The sequence below is a fragment of the Micromonospora sp. WMMA1949 genome, from assembly GCF_027460145.1.
In the GTDB taxonomy this organism is placed as follows: Bacteria; Actinomycetota; Actinomycetes; order Mycobacteriales; family Micromonosporaceae; genus Micromonospora.
Map to the genome: position 1 here is coordinate 4,126,931 of NZ_JAPZBG010000001.1, position 18,126 is coordinate 4,145,056.

14 protein-coding genes and 1 tRNA gene are annotated in these 18,126 nt (G+C 73.7%); 13 read left to right on the plus strand and 2 right to left on the minus strand.

From position 1 onward, the window contains the following. Positions 1-45: 45 nt before the first annotated feature. The 12 genes from O7607_RS19530 to O7607_RS19585 all read left to right on the plus strand — a co-directional run bounded on the left by O7607_RS19530 (position 46) and on the right by O7607_RS19585 (position 15,897). The gene (locus O7607_RS19530; protein ID WP_433496187.1) at positions 46-1,218 is read left to right on the plus strand and encodes a Gfo/Idh/MocA family protein; all 1,173 of its coding nucleotides are present in this window, start codon (positions 46-48) and stop codon (positions 1,216-1,218) included. 207 nt (positions 1,219-1,425) lie between these two features. Then, complete coding sequence (locus O7607_RS19535) at positions 1,426-2,574, plus strand: inositol-3-phosphate synthase (protein ID WP_269704636.1); 1,149 nt, start codon at positions 1,426-1,428, stop codon at positions 2,572-2,574. After that, positions 2,571-3,479 (plus strand): SCO3242 family prenyltransferase, encoded by a 909-nt coding sequence (locus O7607_RS19540; RefSeq protein WP_269704637.1) that lies wholly within the window; start codon positions 2,571-2,573, stop codon positions 3,477-3,479. The genes O7607_RS19535 and O7607_RS19540 overlap by 4 nt, the downstream gene beginning before the upstream one ends. Beyond that, positions 3,476-4,366 carry a sugar phosphate isomerase/epimerase family protein gene (locus O7607_RS19545; protein ID WP_269704638.1) on the plus strand — a complete coding sequence of 297 codons (891 nt, stop codon included), beginning with the start codon at positions 3,476-3,478 and terminating at the stop codon, positions 4,364-4,366. Before O7607_RS19540 ends, O7607_RS19545 begins: the two co-directional genes overlap by 4 nt. A 34-nt stretch (positions 4,367-4,400) precedes the next feature. Further along, positions 4,401-5,006, plus strand: a complete 606-nt coding sequence (locus O7607_RS19550) for an EboA domain-containing protein (protein ID WP_269704639.1) — start codon at positions 4,401-4,403, stop codon at positions 5,004-5,006. 1 nt (position 5,007) lies between these two features. Beyond that, positions 5,008-5,859: a TatD family hydrolase gene (locus O7607_RS19555; RefSeq protein WP_269704640.1), complete on the plus strand. Its 852-nt coding sequence runs from the start codon at positions 5,008-5,010 to the stop codon at positions 5,857-5,859. Beyond that, positions 5,859-7,079 carry a metabolite traffic protein EboE gene (gene eboE, locus O7607_RS19560; RefSeq protein ID WP_269704641.1) on the plus strand — a complete coding sequence of 407 codons (1,221 nt, stop codon included), beginning with the start codon at positions 5,859-5,861 and terminating at the stop codon, positions 7,077-7,079. Before O7607_RS19555 ends, eboE begins: the two co-directional genes overlap by 1 nt. Continuing rightward, positions 7,076-8,470: an alkaline phosphatase family protein gene (locus O7607_RS19565; RefSeq protein WP_269704642.1), complete on the plus strand. Its 1,395-nt coding sequence runs from the start codon at positions 7,076-7,078 to the stop codon at positions 8,468-8,470. Before eboE ends, O7607_RS19565 begins: the two co-directional genes overlap by 4 nt. Continuing rightward, a complete protein-coding gene (locus O7607_RS19570) occupies positions 8,467-9,534 on the plus strand; it encodes a polyprenyl synthetase family protein (RefSeq protein WP_269704643.1) in 1,068 nt (355 codons plus the stop codon). The genes O7607_RS19565 and O7607_RS19570 overlap by 4 nt, the downstream gene beginning before the upstream one ends. Positions 9,535-9,754: 220 nt before the next feature. Continuing rightward, positions 9,755-12,589: an RICIN domain-containing protein gene (locus tag O7607_RS19575; RefSeq protein WP_269704644.1), complete on the plus strand. Its 2,835-nt coding sequence runs from the start codon at positions 9,755-9,757 to the stop codon at positions 12,587-12,589. A gap of 17 nt (positions 12,590-12,606) precedes the next feature. Beyond that, positions 12,607-14,715: a ThuA domain-containing protein gene (locus O7607_RS19580; RefSeq protein WP_269704645.1), complete on the plus strand. Its 2,109-nt coding sequence runs from the start codon at positions 12,607-12,609 to the stop codon at positions 14,713-14,715. A 174-nt stretch (positions 14,716-14,889) separates the two neighbouring features. Further along, positions 14,890-15,897 (plus strand): sugar phosphate isomerase/epimerase family protein, encoded by a 1,008-nt coding sequence (locus O7607_RS19585; protein WP_043329109.1) that lies wholly within the window; start codon positions 14,890-14,892, stop codon positions 15,895-15,897. A gap of 157 nt (positions 15,898-16,054) precedes the next feature. On the opposite strand, the gene O7607_RS19590 is transcribed toward O7607_RS19585, so the two are convergent. Continuing rightward, a complete protein-coding gene (locus tag O7607_RS19590; RefSeq protein WP_269704646.1) occupies positions 16,055-17,239 on the minus strand; it encodes an ROK family transcriptional regulator in 1,185 nt (394 codons plus the stop codon). Between the two features lie 96 nt (positions 17,240-17,335). Beyond that, the gene (locus tag O7607_RS19595; protein ID WP_135241524.1) at positions 17,336-17,722 is read right to left on the minus strand and encodes a hypothetical protein; all 387 of its coding nucleotides are present in this window, start codon (positions 17,720-17,722) and stop codon (positions 17,336-17,338) included. Between the two features lie 269 nt (positions 17,723-17,991). Between O7607_RS19595 and O7607_RS19600 the strand changes: the two genes are divergently transcribed. Then, positions 17,992-18,064, plus strand: a tRNA-Asn gene (locus O7607_RS19600). Positions 18,065-18,126: the final 62 nt, after the last annotated feature.

Consider the following 18,126-nt stretch of genomic DNA (forward strand, 5'->3'; position numbering starts at 1 on the left):
GGGAGACCCACCTTGTCCAGTCACGACAGCATCCTGCGGGTCGGCATGGTCGGCTACGCGTTCATGGGCGCCGCGCACTCCCAGGCGTGGCGCACCGTGAACCGGGTGTTCGACCTGCCGGCGCGGGTGCGGATGACGCTCGTCTGCGGCCGCGACGAACCGAAGGTGGCCGAGGCCGCCGACCGGCTCGGCTGGGACGGCTACACCACCGACTGGCGGCGGCTCGTCGAGTCCGACGAGATCGACGTGGTCGACATCTGCACGCCGGGGGACAGCCACCGCGAGATAGCCCTCGCCGCGCTCGCCGCGGGCAAGCACGTGCTGTGCGAGAAGCCGCTGGCGAACAGCGTCGCCGAGGCCCGGGAGATGACCGAGGCCGCGGCCCGGGCCCGGGCGTCCGGGGTACGCGCGATGTGCGGCTTCAACTACCGGCGGGTGCCCGCTGTCGCCCTGATGCGGCAGCTGGTGGCCGAGGGGCGGATCGGCGAGATCCGGCACGTGCGGGCGACCTACCTCCAGGACTGGATCGTCGACCCGCAGTTCCCGCTGGTGTGGCGGTTGCAGAAGGACAGGGCGGGCTCCGGCGCGCTCGGTGACATCGGCGCGCACATCATCGACCTGACCCAGTACGTCGCCGGTCAGCTCATCACCGGGGTCAGCGCGCTGACGGAGACGTTCGTGCGCCAGCGGCCACTGGTCGCCGGGTCGAGCGGCCTGGCCGCGCAGGCCGACGGCAACGGCAGCGCCATGGGGGAGGTGACGGTGGACGACGCGGCGGTGTTCGTGGCCCGGCTCGACGGGGGAGCGCTGGCCACGTACGAGGCGACCCGCTTCGCCACCGGCCGCAAGAACGCCCTGCGGGTCGAGATCAACGGCTCGCGCGGCAGTGTCGTGTTCGACTTGGAACGCCTCAACGAGCTGGAGTTCCTGGACGCCACCCGGCCCGCCGCCGAACAGGGCTTCAGCCGGATCCTGGTGACCGAGCCGGACCACCCGTACCTGGGTGCGTGGTGGCCGCCCGGCCACATCATCGGCTACGAGCACTCCTTCACCCACCAGGCGCGCGACTTCGTGGAGGCGGTCGCCACCGGCGCCGACCCGGCCCCGTCGTTCGCCGACGCGTTGCAGGTCCAGCTCGTGCTCGACGCGGTGACCCGCTCGGCCGAGCGGGCCGCCTGGACGGAGGTGGAGCCAGCGCTGGCCGAAGCTTCCGCCTGACCCGAGGCGGGCCAGGCCCGCCCGACACTCACCGGCGCCGGCCGGCGAGGGCCCGCCCGCGGTTGCGCCCCGCGGCGGGGACGAGGCCGGCTCCGGGGAGCGTGCCGCCGGTGTCCGCCGGCACGACCAGCACGGCCCTCCGGTGCGGCCGGACCGGGATTCCCCGGCCGCACCGGTGGACCGGCCTTACCTGGGGAGGTAGCGCGAATGCGTACGGGTGTCTGGCTGGTGGGTGCGCGCGGCTCGGTCGCCACCACCGCCGTGGTCGGCGGGCTGGCCCTGCGGGCCGGGCTCACCGCGCCGACCGGCTGCGTGACCGAGCTGCCCGCCCTGCGCGGGCCCGCCCTGCCGGGCTTCGCCGATCTCGTCTTCGGCGGCCACGACGTGGTCGCCGCCCCGCTTACCAAACGCGCCGAGGCGCTCGCCGCCGCCGGGGTGCTGCCCGCCCGGCTGGCCGACGCCGTGGCGCCCGACCTGGCCGCCGTCGAGGCGTCGCTGCGGCCCGCACCCACCGACGGCGACCAGGGCGAGCGGATCGCCGCCGTGGTACGCGACCTGACTGAGTTCCGCACCCGGCACGGGCTGAACCGGGTGGTGATGGTCAACGTCGCCGCCACCGAACCGGCGACCGCCCCGCATCCGGCCCACAGCGACCCGGCCGCGCTGCGGGACGCGCTGACCGGCCCGGCCGACGTGCTGCCGCCCAGCTCCGCGTACGCGTACGCGGCGTTCACCGCGGGCTGCCCGTACGTGGACTTCACCCCGTCGACTGGTGCCCGGCTGCCGGCCCTGGCCGCGCTGGCCGCCGAACGCGGACTGCCGTACGCCGGGCACGACGGCAAGACCGGCGAGACACTGCTCAAGTCGGTGCTCGCGCCGATGTTCGCGATGCGCCACCTGGCCGTGCGCTCCTGGTCCGGCACGAACCTGCTCGGCGGCGGCGACGGCGCCACGCTCGCCGACCCGGCCGCCAACGCCGCGAAGGTGGGCAGCAAACAGCGGGTGCTCGCCGAGACGCTCGGCTACCTGCCGCAGGGCCACACCCGGATCGAGTACGTCGAGGAACTCGGCGACTTCAAGACCGCCTGGGACCTGGTCACGTTCGCCGGTTTTCTCGGCACCGGCATGCGGATGGAGTTCACCTGGCACGGCTGCGACTCCGCGCTGGCCGCGCCGCTCGTGCTGGACCTGGCCCGGCTCACCGCCGCCGCCCACGCGGCCGGGCGCGAGGGCCCGCTGACCGAGCTGGCGTTCTTCTTCAAGGATCCGCTCGGCACGACCGGCCACGCCCTCGGCGACCAGTGGACGGTGCTGCGGGACTTCGTCGCCGACCTGCACGCCCGGGTGACGCCGTGACCCGCCTGGCCGACCTGGCCGAACTGGTCCGTGCGCCCGCCGCGCTCTCCGTACCGGGGGATGTGCTCTCCGGCGCGGCGGCCGCCGGTGCGCTCGGCCCGCGCACACCGGCCCTGGCCGGCGCGTCGGTGCTGCTCTACTGGGCCGGGATGGCCGCCAACGACTGGGCGGACCGGCGGCTGGACGCGGTCGAGCGGCCGGAGCGGCCGATCCCGTCCGGCCGGGTGCGCCCGTCCGTCGCGCTCGGCGTCGCGTCCGGCCTGACCGCAGCCGGCCTCGCCGTCGCCACCGCCGCCGGGGGCCGCCGGGCGGCCGCCGTCGCGCTCCCGCTCGCCGCCACGATCTGGGGGTACGACCTGCGCGCGAAGAACACCGCCGCCGGGCCCGCGGTGATGGCCGCCTGCCGAGGGCTGGACGTGCTGCTCGGCGCGTCCGGCGGCCGGGTGGTCCGGGCGCTGCCCGCCGCGCTCACCGTCGCGGCGCACACCTGGACCGTGACCGCGCTGTCCCGCCGCGAGGTGACCGGCGCGGATCGGCGGCTGCCCGGCCTCACGCTGGCCGGCACCGCGCTGATCGCGCTCGCCACCCCGGCCCGGCCCACCGTGTTGAGCGGGGCCCCCTCCTCCACCGGATGCGTCAAGAGGGGGCCCTTCCTTCGGCTCGGTGAGTTCGTGCCTGCCGTCCTCGCGGCCGGATACGTCGCCCGTTACGGCCGGGCCCAGGCGCGGGTGCTCGCCGACCCGTCACCGGGCCGGGTACGCGCCGCCGTCGGGGCCGGGATCACCGGGCTGCCCGCGTTGCAGGGCGCGCTGACCGCCCGCGCCGGGGCGCGGCTGCTCGGCCTCGCCGTGGCCGGGGCCGCTCCGCTCGGCCGCCGCCTGGCCCGACTGATCTCGCCGACATGACCGCTCTCCCCGACGTGACTGCCGAACCGTTGTCCGGCCCGGGCGCGCTGCGCTTCGGGTACGGCACCAACGGCTTCGCCAACCACCGGCTCGGTGACGCGTTGGCGGTCCTCGCCGACCTCGGGTACGTGGGCGTCGCGCTCACCCTCGACCACGACCACCTGGACCCGTTCGCCCCCGGGCTGATCCGCCGGGTCGCCGCCGTGCGTCGCCGGCTGGACGCGCTCGGGCTCGCCGTGGTGATCGAGACCGGCGCCCGCTACCTGCTGGACCCGTGGCACAAGCACGCGCCGACGCTGCTGCACGACGACCCCGCGCGCCGGGTGGAGTTCCTGCGCCGGGCCGTGCGGATCGGCGCCGACCTGGGCGCGGAGGCGGTCTCCTTCTGGGCCGGCGTACGCCCGCCCGGCGTACCGCCAGACGTCGCCGCCGACCGCCTGGTCGCGGGCTGCGCGACCGTCTGCGACGAGGCGGCGGAGGTGGACGTGCCGCTGGGCTTCGAGCCGGAGCCGGGCATGCTCGTCGAGGACATCGCCGGGTGGCGGCGCCTGCGCGCGGCGCTCGGCGAACCGCCCGGCTTCGGCATCACGCTCGACATCGGACACTGCCGCTGCCTGGAGCCGCTGCCGGTGCCGCGGTGCGTGGCGGCGGTCGCCGAGCACCTGGTCAACGTGCAGATCGACGACATGCGCCGGGGCGTGCACGAGCACCTCGAGTTCGGCACCGGCGAGATCGACTTCCCGCCGGTGCTGCGCGCCCTGGCCGACGCCGGCTACCGCGGCCTGGTGGCGGTCGAGCTGCCCCGCCACTCGCACGCCGCGCCGGCCGTCGCCGCCCGCTCACTGGACTTCCTGCGCGCCGCCGCCTCGCGCGGCGAGGGGCGGTGACCCACCACCTTTCCACCCGTAGAGGGGAGACGGCATGACACCCGACCGACTGCGCGCCGCGCTGCGGGGCGTACCCGATCCGCAGTGGCTGGACGCGGCGCTGCGCCGCGTCGCCACCGAGCCCACGGCCGTCGGGCGGTTCTTCGCCACCGCGGCCCGGCGGTGCGGTCGCGGGCCGCTGCCCGACCCACCGGGCTGGACGGCCGACGAGGCGGCCCGGGCGCTGCTGCTGACCGCGCTGCCGCACGGCCACGCCGCCGCCGCGGAGACGCTCTACCGGCAGGGCGACGCCGCCGAGAAGCGGGCGGTGCTGCGCGCGCTGCCGCTGCTGCCGATCGGCGCGGAGTGCGTGCCGCTGCTGCACGACGCGATCCGCACCAACGACACCCGGCTGGTAGCCGCCGCGCTCGGCCCGTACGCCCGGCACCTGGAACAGGCGACCTGGCGGCAGGCGGTGCTCAAGTGCGTGTTCACCGGCGTGCCGCTCGCCGTGGTCGACGGCCTGCCGGAGCGGGCCGACGGCGAGCTGGCCCGGATGCTCGCCGCGTACGCCGCCGAGCGCCAGGCCGCCGGCCGGACCATGCCCGCCGACGCGACCGACCTGCTGCGCCGGCTGACCATCCCCACCACGGAGGCGTGACATGCGCATCTTCGACCCGCACATCCACATGACGTCCCGCACCACCGACGACTACGAGCGGATGGCCGCCGCCGGGGTCCGCGCGGTGGTCGAGCCGGCGTTCTGGCTGGGCCAGCCGCGCACGAGCGTGGACAGCTTTGTGGACTACTTCGACTCGCTGATCGGGTGGGAGCCGTTCCGGGCTGGCCAGTTCGGGGTCCGGCACCACGCCACTGTGGCGCTGAACCCGAAGGAGGCGAACGACCCGCGCTGCCGGCCGGTGCTCGACCTGCTGCCCCGCTACCTGGACAAGGACGGCGTGGTGGCGGTCGGCGAGATCGGCTACGACGCGATGACGCCGGCCGAGGACGCCGCGCTGGCCGGTCAGCTCGCCCTGGCGGTCGCGCACGACCTGCCGGCGCTGGTGCACACACCGCACCGGGACAAGGCGCGCGGCGTGGAGCGCACCCTCGCCGTGGTCGCCGAGTCCGGCATCGCGCCCGGCCGGGTGCTGATCGACCACCTCAACGAGGTCACAGTCGAGCTGGTCCGGGACACCGGCTGCTGGCTGGGCTTCTCCATCTACCCGGAGACGAAGATGTCGCCGCCGCGCATGGTGGAGCTGCTGAAGCGGTACGGCACCGAGCGGATGCTGGTGAACTCGGCGGCCGACTGGGGCCGCTCGGATCCGCTGCTGACCCGGGCCACCGGGGAGGCGATGCTGCTGGCCGGGTTCGACGCCGACGACGTGGACCGGGTGCTGTGGCGCAACCCGGTCGAGTTCTACGGCCAGTCCGGCCGGCTCGACCTGACCGACCTGGAGGCCGCCGCGCCCACCTTCGCCGGCAACTCGATCGCGCGTGGGGGGCAGTGATGCGGCTGCGACACACCGACGGCACCACCGTCCACCTCGGCTACTGCACGAACGTGCACCCGGCCGAGGACCTCCCCGGCATCGTCGCGCAACTCGACACGTACGCGGTGGCGGTGCGCCGGGCACTCGACGCCGACCGGCTCGGGCTCGGCCTCTGGCTGGCCGCGCCGGTGGCCGCCGCGCTCGCCGCCGACCCGTCGGCCCGCCGCCGGCTGCGGCACGAGCTGACCGTACGCGGGCTGGAGGTGGTCACGCTCAACGGTTTCCCGTACGCCGCGTTCCAGGCCCCGGTGGTCAAGGGTGCGGTGTACCACCCGGACTGGACCACGCCGCAGCGGTCGGCGTACACGCTGGACCTGGCCCGGGTGCTGGCCGACCTGCTGCCCGACGACGCCGCCCGCGGTTCGGTCTCGACGCTGCCGCTGGCCTGGCGCACCCCGTGGGACGCCGGGCGGACGGCCACCGCCCGGCGCCGGCTGGACGCGCTGGCCGACGGACTGGCCGCAGTGCAGCGGGAGACCGGCCGGGTGATCCGGGTCGGCTTCGAGCCGGAACCCGGCTGCCTGGTCGAGTCGACGGGACAAGCATGTGAGGTATTCTCAGACATGGATACCGACCGGCTCGGGATCTGCCTGGACCTCGCACACCTGGCGTGCGCCTGGGAGCAGCCGGCCGATGCCCTGGCCGGGCTGCGTGCCGCCGGTCTCCCCGTGGTCAAGGTCCAGGTGTCCGCCGCCGTCGAGGCGCCGGACCCGGCGGGCGCGAGCGCGGCGCTGCGCCGGTTCGTCGAACCGAGGTTCCTGCACCAGACCCGGGCGGCCGGGTGCGCCGGCGCCACCGACCCGGCCGACCCGGCGTACGCGGCCGACGACCTCGACGCCGCGCTCGACGCGCGGCTACCAGGGGCGTGGCGGGTGCACTACCACGTGCCGTTGCACGCCCCGCCCGAGCCGCCGCTGCGCTCGACGGTGCCGGTGCTGCGTGAGGCGCTCGCCGCGTTGTTCGCCGGCCCGGTCGCCGGCTGCGACCACCTCGACGTCGAGACGTACACCTGGGGGGTGCTGCCGGAGGCGCGGCGGCCGCGCGGCGACGCGGAGCTGGCCGCCGGCATCGCCGCCGAGCTGGCGTTCGCCCGCGACGAGCTGACCGCGCTCGGGCTGGCCGACGGCGGCGCGCAGGGCGCTCCGGGCCTGCGAGCGGCGGAAGGCGTGCCCTCGTGAGCCGGCGGCTGGTGGTGCTCGACGTGGTCGGGCTGACGCCGCGGCTGCTGGCGCACATGCCCCGGCTGCGCGCGGTGGCCGACGCCGGGTTCGCGGCCGAACTGGGCACCGTGCTGCCGGCGGTGACCTGCTCGGCGCAGTCCACGTTCCTCACCGGCGAGCTGCCCTCCGGGCACGGCGTGGTGGGCAACGGCTGGTACTTCCGCGACCTGGGCGAGGTGCTGCTCTGGCGGCAGCACCACGCGCTCGTGGGCGGCGAGAAGGTGTGGCAGGCGGCCCGCCGCGTCGAGCCGGGCTACCGGGTCGCCAACGTCTGCTGGTGGTACGCGATGGGCGCGGACGTGGACTGGACGGTCACGCCACGGCCGGTCTACCACGCCGACGGCCGCAAGGAGCCGGACTGCTGGACCGACCCGCCCGAGCTGCGGGACACGCTCACCGACGCGCTCGGCACGTTCCCGCTGTTCAGCTACTGGGGGCCGGGCGCCGGGCTGCCGTCCTCGGCCTGGATCAGCCGGGCGGCGCAGCGCATCCTCGCCGACCACGCCCCCGACCTGACCCTGGTCTACCTGCCGCACCTCGACTACGACCTGCAACGCTTCGGCCCGTCCGACCCGCGGGCCGCCGCCGCGGCGGCCGAACTGGACACCGTGCTCGCTCCGCTGCTGGACGCCGCGGCCGAGCAGCGAGCTACGGTGGTGGCGTTGTCCGAGTACGGCATCACCGACGTGTCCCGCCCGGTGGACGTGAACCGGATGCTGCGCGCCGAAGGGCTGTTGCGGGTCTACACCCAGGCCGGGATGGAGTACCTCGACCCGTGGACGTCACGGGCGTTCGCGGTGGCCGACCACCAGGTGGCGCACGTCTACGTCAAGGATCCGGCGGACGTGCCGGCGGTGGCGAAGCTCTGCGCGTCGCTGCCGGGCGTGGCCGAGGTGCTCGACGCCGCCGGGCAGGCCGGGTACGGGCTGGATCACCCCCGCTCGGGCGAGCTGGTGCTGGTGGCCGAGCCGGACGCCTGGTTCACGTACTACTACTGGCTCGACGACGCGCGGGCGCCCGACTTCGCCCGGCTGGTGGAGATCCACCGCAAGCCCGGCTACGACCCGGCGGAGCTGTTCTTCGACCCGGCCGCGCCGGGTGCGGCGAAGCGCCGCGCGGCGGTGGCGCTGGCCCGCAAGAAGCTCGGGCTGCGCTACCTGATGTCCGTGGTGGGGCTGGACGCGGGCGCGCGGGCGGTACGTGGTTCCCACGGGCGCCTGCCCGCCGACCCGGCGGACGGCCCGGTGCTGATCTGCTCCGACCGGGCCGCGATCCGGCCCCGGGTGGAGGCCACCGATGTGAAGGCGTTGCTGCTCGAACTCGCCGGGCTGGCCAGGGAGGCACCATGACCGTAACCGTCGCACCGACCGATCCGGCCCTGCTGCGGGGCCGCTTCGACGCCGCGCTAGCCGCGTTCCTGGACGCGAGAGAGCCGGATCGGCCGGACGACGGTACGGGGGCCGTCCATACCGCTGTGCGCTGGTTCGTCCTGGCCGGCGGTAAGCGGATGCGGCCGTTGTTCTGTTACTGGGGCTGGCGGGGGTTCGGTGGCCCGGACGGCTCGCCGATCGTGACCGCCGCCGCCTCGCTGGAGCTGTTCCACGCGTTCGCGCTGATCCACGACGACATCGTGGACCGCAGCGACCGCCGCCGGGGCGCGCCGACGCTGCACCGGTTCTTCGCAGACCTGCACACCTGCTCCGGCCGGCCGGGCGACGCCACGGCGTACGGGCGGCAGGCGGCGCTGCTCTGCGGTGACCTCTGTGCCACCTGGTCGGCGCAGATGTTCCACGGGTGCGGGCTGCCGCCCGAGCGGCTGCACCGGGGGCACGTGCTGCTGGCCCGGATGCGCTCGGAGGTGATCGCGGGGGAGTACCTGGACGTGGTCGGGGCGGCCGGGGACGGCTCGGTGGCGGGCGCACTCACCGTGGTACGGCTGAAGACGGCCCGCTACACCGTGACCCGTCCGGTGCAGATCGGCGCCGCGCTCGCCGGCGCGGCGCCGGAGGAGGTGGCGGCGCTGGCCGGGTTCGGCGATCCGCTCGGGGACGCGTTCCAGCTCCGTGACGACCTGCTCGGCGTCTTCGGCGACCCGGCGGTGACCGGCAAGTCCAACCTGGACGACCTGCGGGAGGGCAAGCCGACGGTGCTGCTGGCGCTGGCCCGGGCGTCCGCCTCCCCGGCCGGCGCGGCCCGGCTGGAGAAGCTGGTCGGCGATCGTGAACTCGATCAGGCGGGTGCCGCCGAGGTGCGGGGCATCGTCGAGGAGTCCGGCGCCCGGGATGCGGTGGAGCGGATGATCCGTACCCGGGCCGAGGCGTCGGTGCTCGCGCTGGAGGCGCTGCCGCTGGCGGAGCCGGCGCGGCGGGTGCTGGCCGGGCTCGTGGAGCGGGCGGTCGACCGCCACGAGTGACACCTACTTTTGTCGCTGAGCGCCGAAAGTGAAAGCCGATCGATCAGAAGCTATGGACACGCTGATCGAAAGGTCTTAATGTCGTGCACAGCACAACGCTGTTTCGTCGAGGTGACCGCCCCCGCACCGCCCGCCTCGGCGAGGCGCAGCATCCCCCGCTCGGCATCCGGCGCGACGCGCGCCCGGTCCTGGCTGCGCGCGTCAGGAAGGACAGCACAGCATGTCCAGCCACCACCACCCCCGTGCCCGACGACCGTTCGCCGCTGCCGCAGCGCTGCTGCTCGCGGCCACCGCCAGCGCCGTCACCGCGGCCGCGGCGCCCGTCCCGGCGTCCGCCCACCCGATCCCGGCGAGCGACTTCCAGCAGGTCGAACTCGCCCGCGGTGTCGCCGAGACCGGCGAACCGATGTCGCTCGCGGTGCTGCCGGACCGGTCGGTCCTGCACACCGCCCGCAACGGCACGCTGCGCCGCACCGACGCGGCCGGCGCCACCACTGTCATCGGCACGCTGCCGGTCTACACCCACGACGAGGAAGGGCTCCAGGGCGTCGGCGTCGACCCCGGCTTCGCCTCGAACCGGCACATCTACCTCTACTACGCGCCGCCGCTGTCCACCCCGGCCGGGGACGCGCCCGCCACCGGCACCGACTTCTCCGCCTGGCAGGGCGTCAACCGGCTCTCCCGGTTCACGCTCAACGCCGACTTCACGCTCAACCAGGCCAGCAAGGTCGACGTGCTCGACGTACCGGCGGACCGGGGGCTGTGCTGCCACGTCGGCGGCGACATCGACTTCGACGCCGCCGGCAACCTCTACCTGTCCACCGGTGACGACACCAACCCGTTCGACTCCGCCGGTTACGCGCCGATCGACGAGCGCGCCAACCGCAACCCCGGGTACGACGCCCAGCGCAGCGCCGGCAACACCAACGACCTGCGGGGCAAGATCCTGCGGATCAAGGTGAACGCCAACGGCACGTACTCCATCCCGGCCGGCAACCTCTTCGCGCCCGGCACCGCGCGGACCCGTCCGGAGATCTACGCGATGGGTTTCCGCAACCCGTTCCGGATCAGCGTCGACAAAGCCACCGGCGTCGTCTACGTGGGCGACTACGGGCCGGACGCCGGCACCACCACGGCCCGCGGCCCGTCCGGGCAGGTCGAGTTCAACCGGGTCACCGGGCCCGGCAACTACGGCTGGCCGTACTGCACCGGCACCAATACGGCGGCCGAGACGTACGCCGAATGGGACTTCGCCACCGGCACCGCCGGACCGAAGTACAACTGCACCGGCGGTCCGACGAACAACTCCTTCCGCAACACCGGCCTGGCCACGCTGCCGGCGGCGAAGCCGTCCTGGATCCGCTACGCCGGTGACGCCGGCAGCCCGCCCGAGTTCGGCGGCGGCTCCGAGTCGCCGATGGGCGGCCCGGTCTACCGGTACGACGCGGCGAACCCGTCCACCACGAAGTTCCCGCAGTCCTTCGACGGGCAGTTCTTCGCCACCGAGTTCGGCCGGGGCTGGATCAAGCCGATCCACGTCAACGCCGACGGCTCACCCGGCACCATCGACACGTTCGGCTGGACCGGCAAGCAGGTGATGGACTCCGCGTTCGGCCCGGACGGCGCCTACTACGTGCTCGACTACGGCACCGGCTACTTCAACGGCGACGCCAACTCGGCGCTGTACCGCTTCGACTACCTCGGCGGCGCCAACCGCGCCCCGGTGGCCCGCGCCGCCGCCGACCGGACCTCCGGCGCCGCGCCGCTCGCTGTGGCGTTCTCCTCGGCCGGCTCGTCCGACCCCGAGGGCGGCGCGCTCACGTACGCCTGGACGTTCGGCGACGGCGGCACCTCCACCGCGGCGAACCCCTCGCACACCTACACCGCGAACGGCAGGTACACCGCCACGCTCACCGTCCGCGACCCGCAGGGCGCCACCGGCACCGCGAGCGTGACTGTCACCGTCGGCAACACCGCGCCCACAGTGGTCATCGAGACGCCCGGCAACGGCAAGCTGTTCTCCTTCGGCGACACCGTGCCGTTCCGGATCACCGTCACCGACCCGGAGGACGCCACGATCGACTGCACGAAGGTCAAGATGACCTACGTGCTCGGCCACGACCAGCACGGCCACCAGATCACCTCGGCGACCGGCTGCACCGGCTCGATCGCCGTACCCGTCGACGGTGAGCACGACGACGCGGCGAACATCTTCGCCGTCTTCGACGCCGAGTACACCGACTCCGGCGGCCTCACCACGCACACCCAGCACACGCTCCAGCCCCGGCACCGGCAGGCCGAGCACTTCAGGACCTCGTCCGGGATCAACACGTTCGACAAGGCCACCGCCGAGGGCGGCAAGACCGTCGGCGACATCCAGAACGGGGACTGGATCGCGTTCCAGCCGTACCTGCTCGCCGACGCCACCGGGTTCACCGCGCGGGTCTCGTCCGCCGGGGCCGGCGGCACGCTGCAGGTGCGGGCCGGTTCGGCCACCGGCACCGTGCTCGGCTCGGCCACCGTCCCGGTCACCGGCGCCTGGGACACGTTCACCACAGTCACCGGCACGATCGCCAATCCGCCGGCCGGCACCACCACGCTCTACCTGACGTTCGCCGGGGGCAGCGGGGCGCTCTACGACCTGGACGCGTTCACGCTCACCACCTCGGCCGTCCGGACCGGCCCGGTCAAGGGCCTGGCCGGCAAGTGCCTGGACGTGCGCAACGCGGCGACCGCGGACGGCACCCAGATCCAGCTCTACACCTGCAACGGCACGACGGCGCAGTCGTGGACCGTGACCCCGAACGCCACGGTGAAGGCGCTCGGCAAGTGCCTGGACGTCTCCGGCGGCGCCACCGCCGACGGCACGAAGATCCAGCTGTACGCGTGCAACGGCACGGGTGCGCAGAACTGGTCGGCGCAGGCCGACGGGACGCTGCGCAACCCTCAGTCCGGCAAGTGCCTGGACGTGTCCGGCAACAACTCGGCCGACGGCACGGCGGTGCACCTGTGGACCTGCACGGGTGCCGCGAACCAGCGCTGGACCCTGCCCTGAGGATGAAGGAGAACCAGATGAAACTCCTGCGTACCGCACTGGGGGCGGTGACCGCCGTCCTCGCCACCATCGCCTGCACGGCGCCCGCGGGTCCGGCCACCGCGGCCGACGCCCCCTACGACGTGCTCGTCTTCTCCAAGACCGCCGGTTTCCGCCACGACTCCATCGCCACCGGCGTGCAGGCGGTACGGGAACTGGGCGCGGCGAACAGCTTCACCGTCACCGCGACCGAGGACGCCGCCCAGTTCACCACCGCCAACCTGGCCCGTTTCGAGGCGGTGATCTTCCTCAACACCACGGGCGACGTCCTCAACGCCAGCCAGCAGTCGGCGTTCGAGGCGTACATCGGCGCCGGCGGCGGGTACGTCGGCGTCCACTCCGCCGCCGACACCGAGTACGACTGGCCGTTCTACGGCAACCTGGTCGGCGCCTGGTTCGCCTCCCACCCGGCCATCCAGCCGGCCACCGTCAAGGTGGAGGACCGGGCGCACGCCGCGACCGCGCACCTGCCCCAGCAGTGGAACCGCACCGACGAGTGGTACGACTACCGCACCAACGCCCGCTCCACCGCGCACGTGCTCGCCAGCCTCGACGAGTCCTCGTACTCCGGGGGTTCGATGGGCGGCGACCACCCGCACGCCTGGTGCAAGACGTACAGCGGCGGCCGGTCCTTCTACACCGGCGGCGGCCACACCCAGGCGTCGTACGCCGACGCGGCGTTCCGCAACCACCTGCTCGGCGGCATCCGCTACGCGGCCGGGCGCACGAAGGCCGACTGCCGGCCGGAGACCGGCTACACCGCGCTCTACAACGGCGGCACCACCGGCTGGTCCCAGGCCGGGCCGGGCAGCTTCACCAACGCCGACGCCACGCTCACCTCGGTCGGCGGCATGGGCCTGTACTGGTACAGCGCGAAGCAGTTCACCAACTACTCGCTGAAGCTGGACTGGCGGCTGGCCGGTGACGACAACTCGGGCGTGTTCGTCGGCTTCCCGCCGTCGAGCGACCCGAACTCGGCGGTCGACAACGGCTACGAGGTGCAGATCGACCCCACCGACTCCGCCGACCGGACCACCGGCGCGATCTACGGCTTCAAGTCCGCCGACCTGGCGGCCCGGGACGCGGCGCTCAACCCGGCGGGGGAGTGGAACACCTACGAGATCCTGGTCGAGGGGGAACGACTCCAGGTGTTCCTCAACGGCGTCCGGATCAACGACTTCACCAACACCGACCCGGTCCGGTCGCTCGCCGGGCACGTCGGCATCCAGAACCACGGCACCGGCGACGACGTGTCGTTCCGCAACATCCGGATCAAGGAACTCGGCGGCACGCCGCCGCCGACCGGCAACACCACCGTCCAGGCCGAGGCGTTCGGATCGGCCAGCGGCGTCAGCGCGTACCCCAAGGCCGGCGCCAACGGCGGCCAGACCCTGGGGTACGTGGACCCGGGCGACTGGGCCGCGTATCCGGGGCTGGACCTGACCGGTGTGACGTCGCTGCGCGCCCGGGTGGTCTCCGGCGGCCCGGGTGGCACGCTCCAGGTGCGGACCGGCTCGCCGACCGGGCCGGTGCTCGGCCAGGTGGCGGTGCCGAACACCGGCAGCTGGACCACGTTCGCCGACGTGAGCACCGCGCTCACCGGCGTGCCGTCCGGTACACAGACCGTGCACCTGACGTTCACCGGCAGCGGCTCCGGGCTGTTCGACGTCGACGACTTCACACTCGTCCGCGGCACCGCGAGCGGCGGCACCGGCCCGATCAAGGGCCTGGCCGGCAAGTGCCTGGACGTGCGCAACGGGTCGTCGGCCGACGGGACGCAGATCCAGCTCTACACCTGCAACGGCTCGACGGCGCAGGCGTGGACGGTGACGCCGAACGGGCCGGTGAAGGCGCTGGGCAAGTGCCTCGACGTGTCGGGCGGTGGCAACGCCAACGGCACGAAGATCCAGCTGTACGCGTGCAACGGCACGGGTGCGCAGAACTGGTCGGCGCAGGCCGACGGGACGGTACGCAACCCGCAGTCCGGCAAGTGCCTGGACGTGTCCGGCAACAACTCGGCCGACGGCACGGCGGTGCACCTGTGGACCTGCACGGGTGCGGCGAACCAGCGCTGGACCCTGCCCTGACGGAGGCCATAGAGTGGAGGCGGCGACCGCGAGGTGGCCGGTGACCCGGCGGGAGGCGCAACCCGTCCGGGAGCAGACGCTCCGGCGTCCACCGGTGCCCACGCGACCGCCGCCTCCGGTCGTCCTCGCCCCGGTCCGTGACGGAATCCCCCATCACCACAGGGGAGAAGGACAATGGCGCGACCCATCACGCTCTTCACCGGCCAGTGGGCCGATCTGCCGTTCGACGAGGTCTGCCGGCTCGCCGCCGAGTGGGGCTACGACGGGCTGGAGATCGCCTGCTGGGGCGACCACTTCGAGGTGGACAAGGCGCTCGCCGACGACTCGTACGTGGAGCGCAAGCGGGCCACTCTGGCCAAGCACAACCTCCAGGTGTTCGCCATCTCCAACCACCTGGTCGGCCAGGCGGTCTGCGACCACCCGATCGACGAGCGCCACCAGGACATCCTGCCGGCCCGGATCTGGGGCGACGGCGAGCCGGAGGGGGTGCGGCAGCGAGCCGCCGAGGAGATCAAGGACACCGCACGGGCGGCGGCGAAGCTCGGCGTCCGTACCGTCGTCGGCTTCACCGGTTCGTCGATCTGGCACACGGTGGCCATGTTCCCGCCGGTGCCGCCGGCCATGATCGAGCGCGGCTACCAGGACTTCGCCGACAGGTGGAACCCGATCCTGGACGTCTTCGACGAGGTGGGCGTGCGGTTCGCGCACGAGGTGCACCCCAGCGAGATCGCGTACGACTACTGGACCACCAAGCGCACGCTGGAGGCAATCGGGCACCGGGAGGCGTTCGGGCTCAACTGGGACCCGTCGCACTTCGTCTGGCAGGAACTGGACCCGGTGAACTTCATCTTCGACTTCGCCGACCGGATCTACCACGTGGACTGCAAGGACGCGAAGGTCCGTACCGGCGACGGGCGGCGCGGCCGGCTCTCCTCCCACCTGCCGTGGGCCGACCTGCGGCGCGGCTGGGACTTCGTCTCCACCGGGCACGGCGACGTGCCGTGGGAGGACTGCTTCCGGGCGCTGAACGCGATCGGCTACGACGGCCCGATCTCGGTCGAGTGGGAGGACGCCGGCATGGACCGCCTGGTCGGCGCGCCGGAGGCACTCCAGTTCGTCCGCCGCCTGGCCTTCGACGCCCCGTCAGCCGCCTTCGACGCCGCCTTCAGCAGCCGCGACTGACCCCTCACCTCACCCCACCCCACCCCGCCCCCGCCCTCCTCGCCCCCGCGATCTTGCAGTTGCGGCCCTGCCAAAACGGGTGTAACCGACATCCCGTGGGCCGCAAGTGCAAGATCGACGGCGTGGAGGGTGGGGTGGGGCGGCGCGGGGGTGGGGGCTAGCGGGCGGCGTAGGTCTGGGTGCTGACCAGGTGGGCCGCGCCTATCAGGCCGGCGGTGTCGCCGAGGTCGGACAGGACGATCGGCATGCTGCCGGTGGCCAGCGGCGTGGACCGCCGGTAGACCACGCCCCGGATCTCCGCGAGCAGCACCGGCCCGATCCCGGCCGGCGCACCGCCGATGATCACGATGGCCGGGTTGACGAAGCTGACCAGCCCGACCAGCACCCGCCCGAGCCGGCGGGCGGCGTCGCGCACGAGCGTCTGCGCCGCCGGGTCGCCCTCGGTGGCCGCCGCCGCCACGTCGGCCACCGACAGCGTCCCGGCCGCCGCCAGCCGGTCCGCCAGCGCCGTCGAGCGCCCGGCCCGCGCGGCGCTCACCGCCTCCCGCACCAGTGCGACATCCCCGCAGTACGCCTCGACACACCCGTTGTTGCCGCAGCCGCAGAGCGGCCCGTCCTCGGTGAGCTGGAAGTGGCCGATGTCGCCCGCCCCGCTGGCCGCGCCCCGGTACAGCGCGCCGGCGAGCACCAGCCCGCAGCCGATCGCCTCACCCAGCTTGACGTAGAGGAAGTCGTCGAACGGGCGCCCGGTGCCCGCGTGCCGTTCGCCGAGGGCCATCGCGTTGGCGTCGTTGTCCACCTGCACCGGGCAGCCCAGTTCGGCGGCGAGCGTGTCGCGTACCGGGTAGCGGTGCCAGCCGGGCAGGGCCGGCGCGGAGACCGGCGTGCCGTCGCGGACCTCGACCGGCGCGGGCAGCGCGACGCCGACGCCGGTGAGCGACGCCAGTCCCGCCTCGACGCGCAGCTTGCCGAGCAGTTCGACGACGCGGCCGACCACCACGTCCGGGCCGAGCCGGACGTCCACCGGCTCGTCGTGGCGGGCGAGCGGGTTCAGCTCACCGTCGGTGAGCGCGACCCGCAGCACGCCGTCGCCGACGAGCACCGCACCGAACCGGACCTGCGCGCCGATGCGCAGCAGCGACGAGCGGCGTCCGCCCCGGGACGCGGCCGGACCGGCGGTCTCCACCAGGCCGAGCGCGGTCAGCCGGTCCACCTCGGCGGCGAACCGGGCCCGAGGCAGGCCGAGGAGGTCGGCCAGTTCGACCCGGGAGCGTGGGCCGTCGTCGCGCAGCAGGCGCAGCAGTCGCGCCTGATCCGCCGTCTCCGGTCCGACCATCGGCATGTGGTCACCTCCCCACGGAGAATGTGCCACACCGCCGCCCGCGCACACGGGAGCGGGCCGGTCACCCGGAGGTGACCGGCCCGCTGTCCGCTTACGTCAGAGCGTGTTGCCGGTGCTGGACGGCTTGGTGCTCGTGCCGGTGGTGGTCGAGCCGGACGCGCTGGTCGAGCCCGTCCCGTTGGCGCTGCGGCTGCCGACCGCGGCCGGCGTACCGGCGAACGGCTTGTCGGCGTCGGTCATGCCCGGCTTGCCGCCGTTGGTGGCGAGCTTCTCACCGAGCTTGGTCTGCCCCAGCTTGTCCTTGCCCTCCGAGTAGAGCCGGTTCGCCTGGGCCTGCGCGACCCCGGCCGCCTCCTGGACGGTCGGGTGGTCGAGCACCTTGCGCCCGCGGACCACCAGCTCCTCGTACTTCTCCCGGCCGGCACGGGCGCCCAGGACGAATCCCGCAGCCAGCCCGCCAAGAAACATGATCTTTCCGCGCATGGCGGCTCCTTCCGTACCTGACGCTCTCGCCGGTTTCCCGCCAGCTTGGCGGAACGACCGTCTCGCGCCTGCGTTCTCTGTCGACGGCTAACTACCCATCCTGCTCTCCGCTCATGCCTCCCTGTGCCGAGATGACGATTTGTCCGGAATTCTGGCGCGTCCGCCGGTCGGGTCCGGTCCCGGCAACCCCCTGGCGCACCACCCCCCGATGTCCTGTACTCTTGTCCCCGTCGCACGGAGCGGAGAGATCCGAACCGAGCGGTGCACGGTCCCCTGTAGCTCAATTGGCAGAGCAGCCGGCTGTTAACCGGCAGGTTATTGGTTCGAGTCCAATCGGGGGAGCTTCGCTCCACGTCACGCCCGTCGGTAGATCCGGCGGGCGTTCGTCGTTCCTGCCTCCCCTC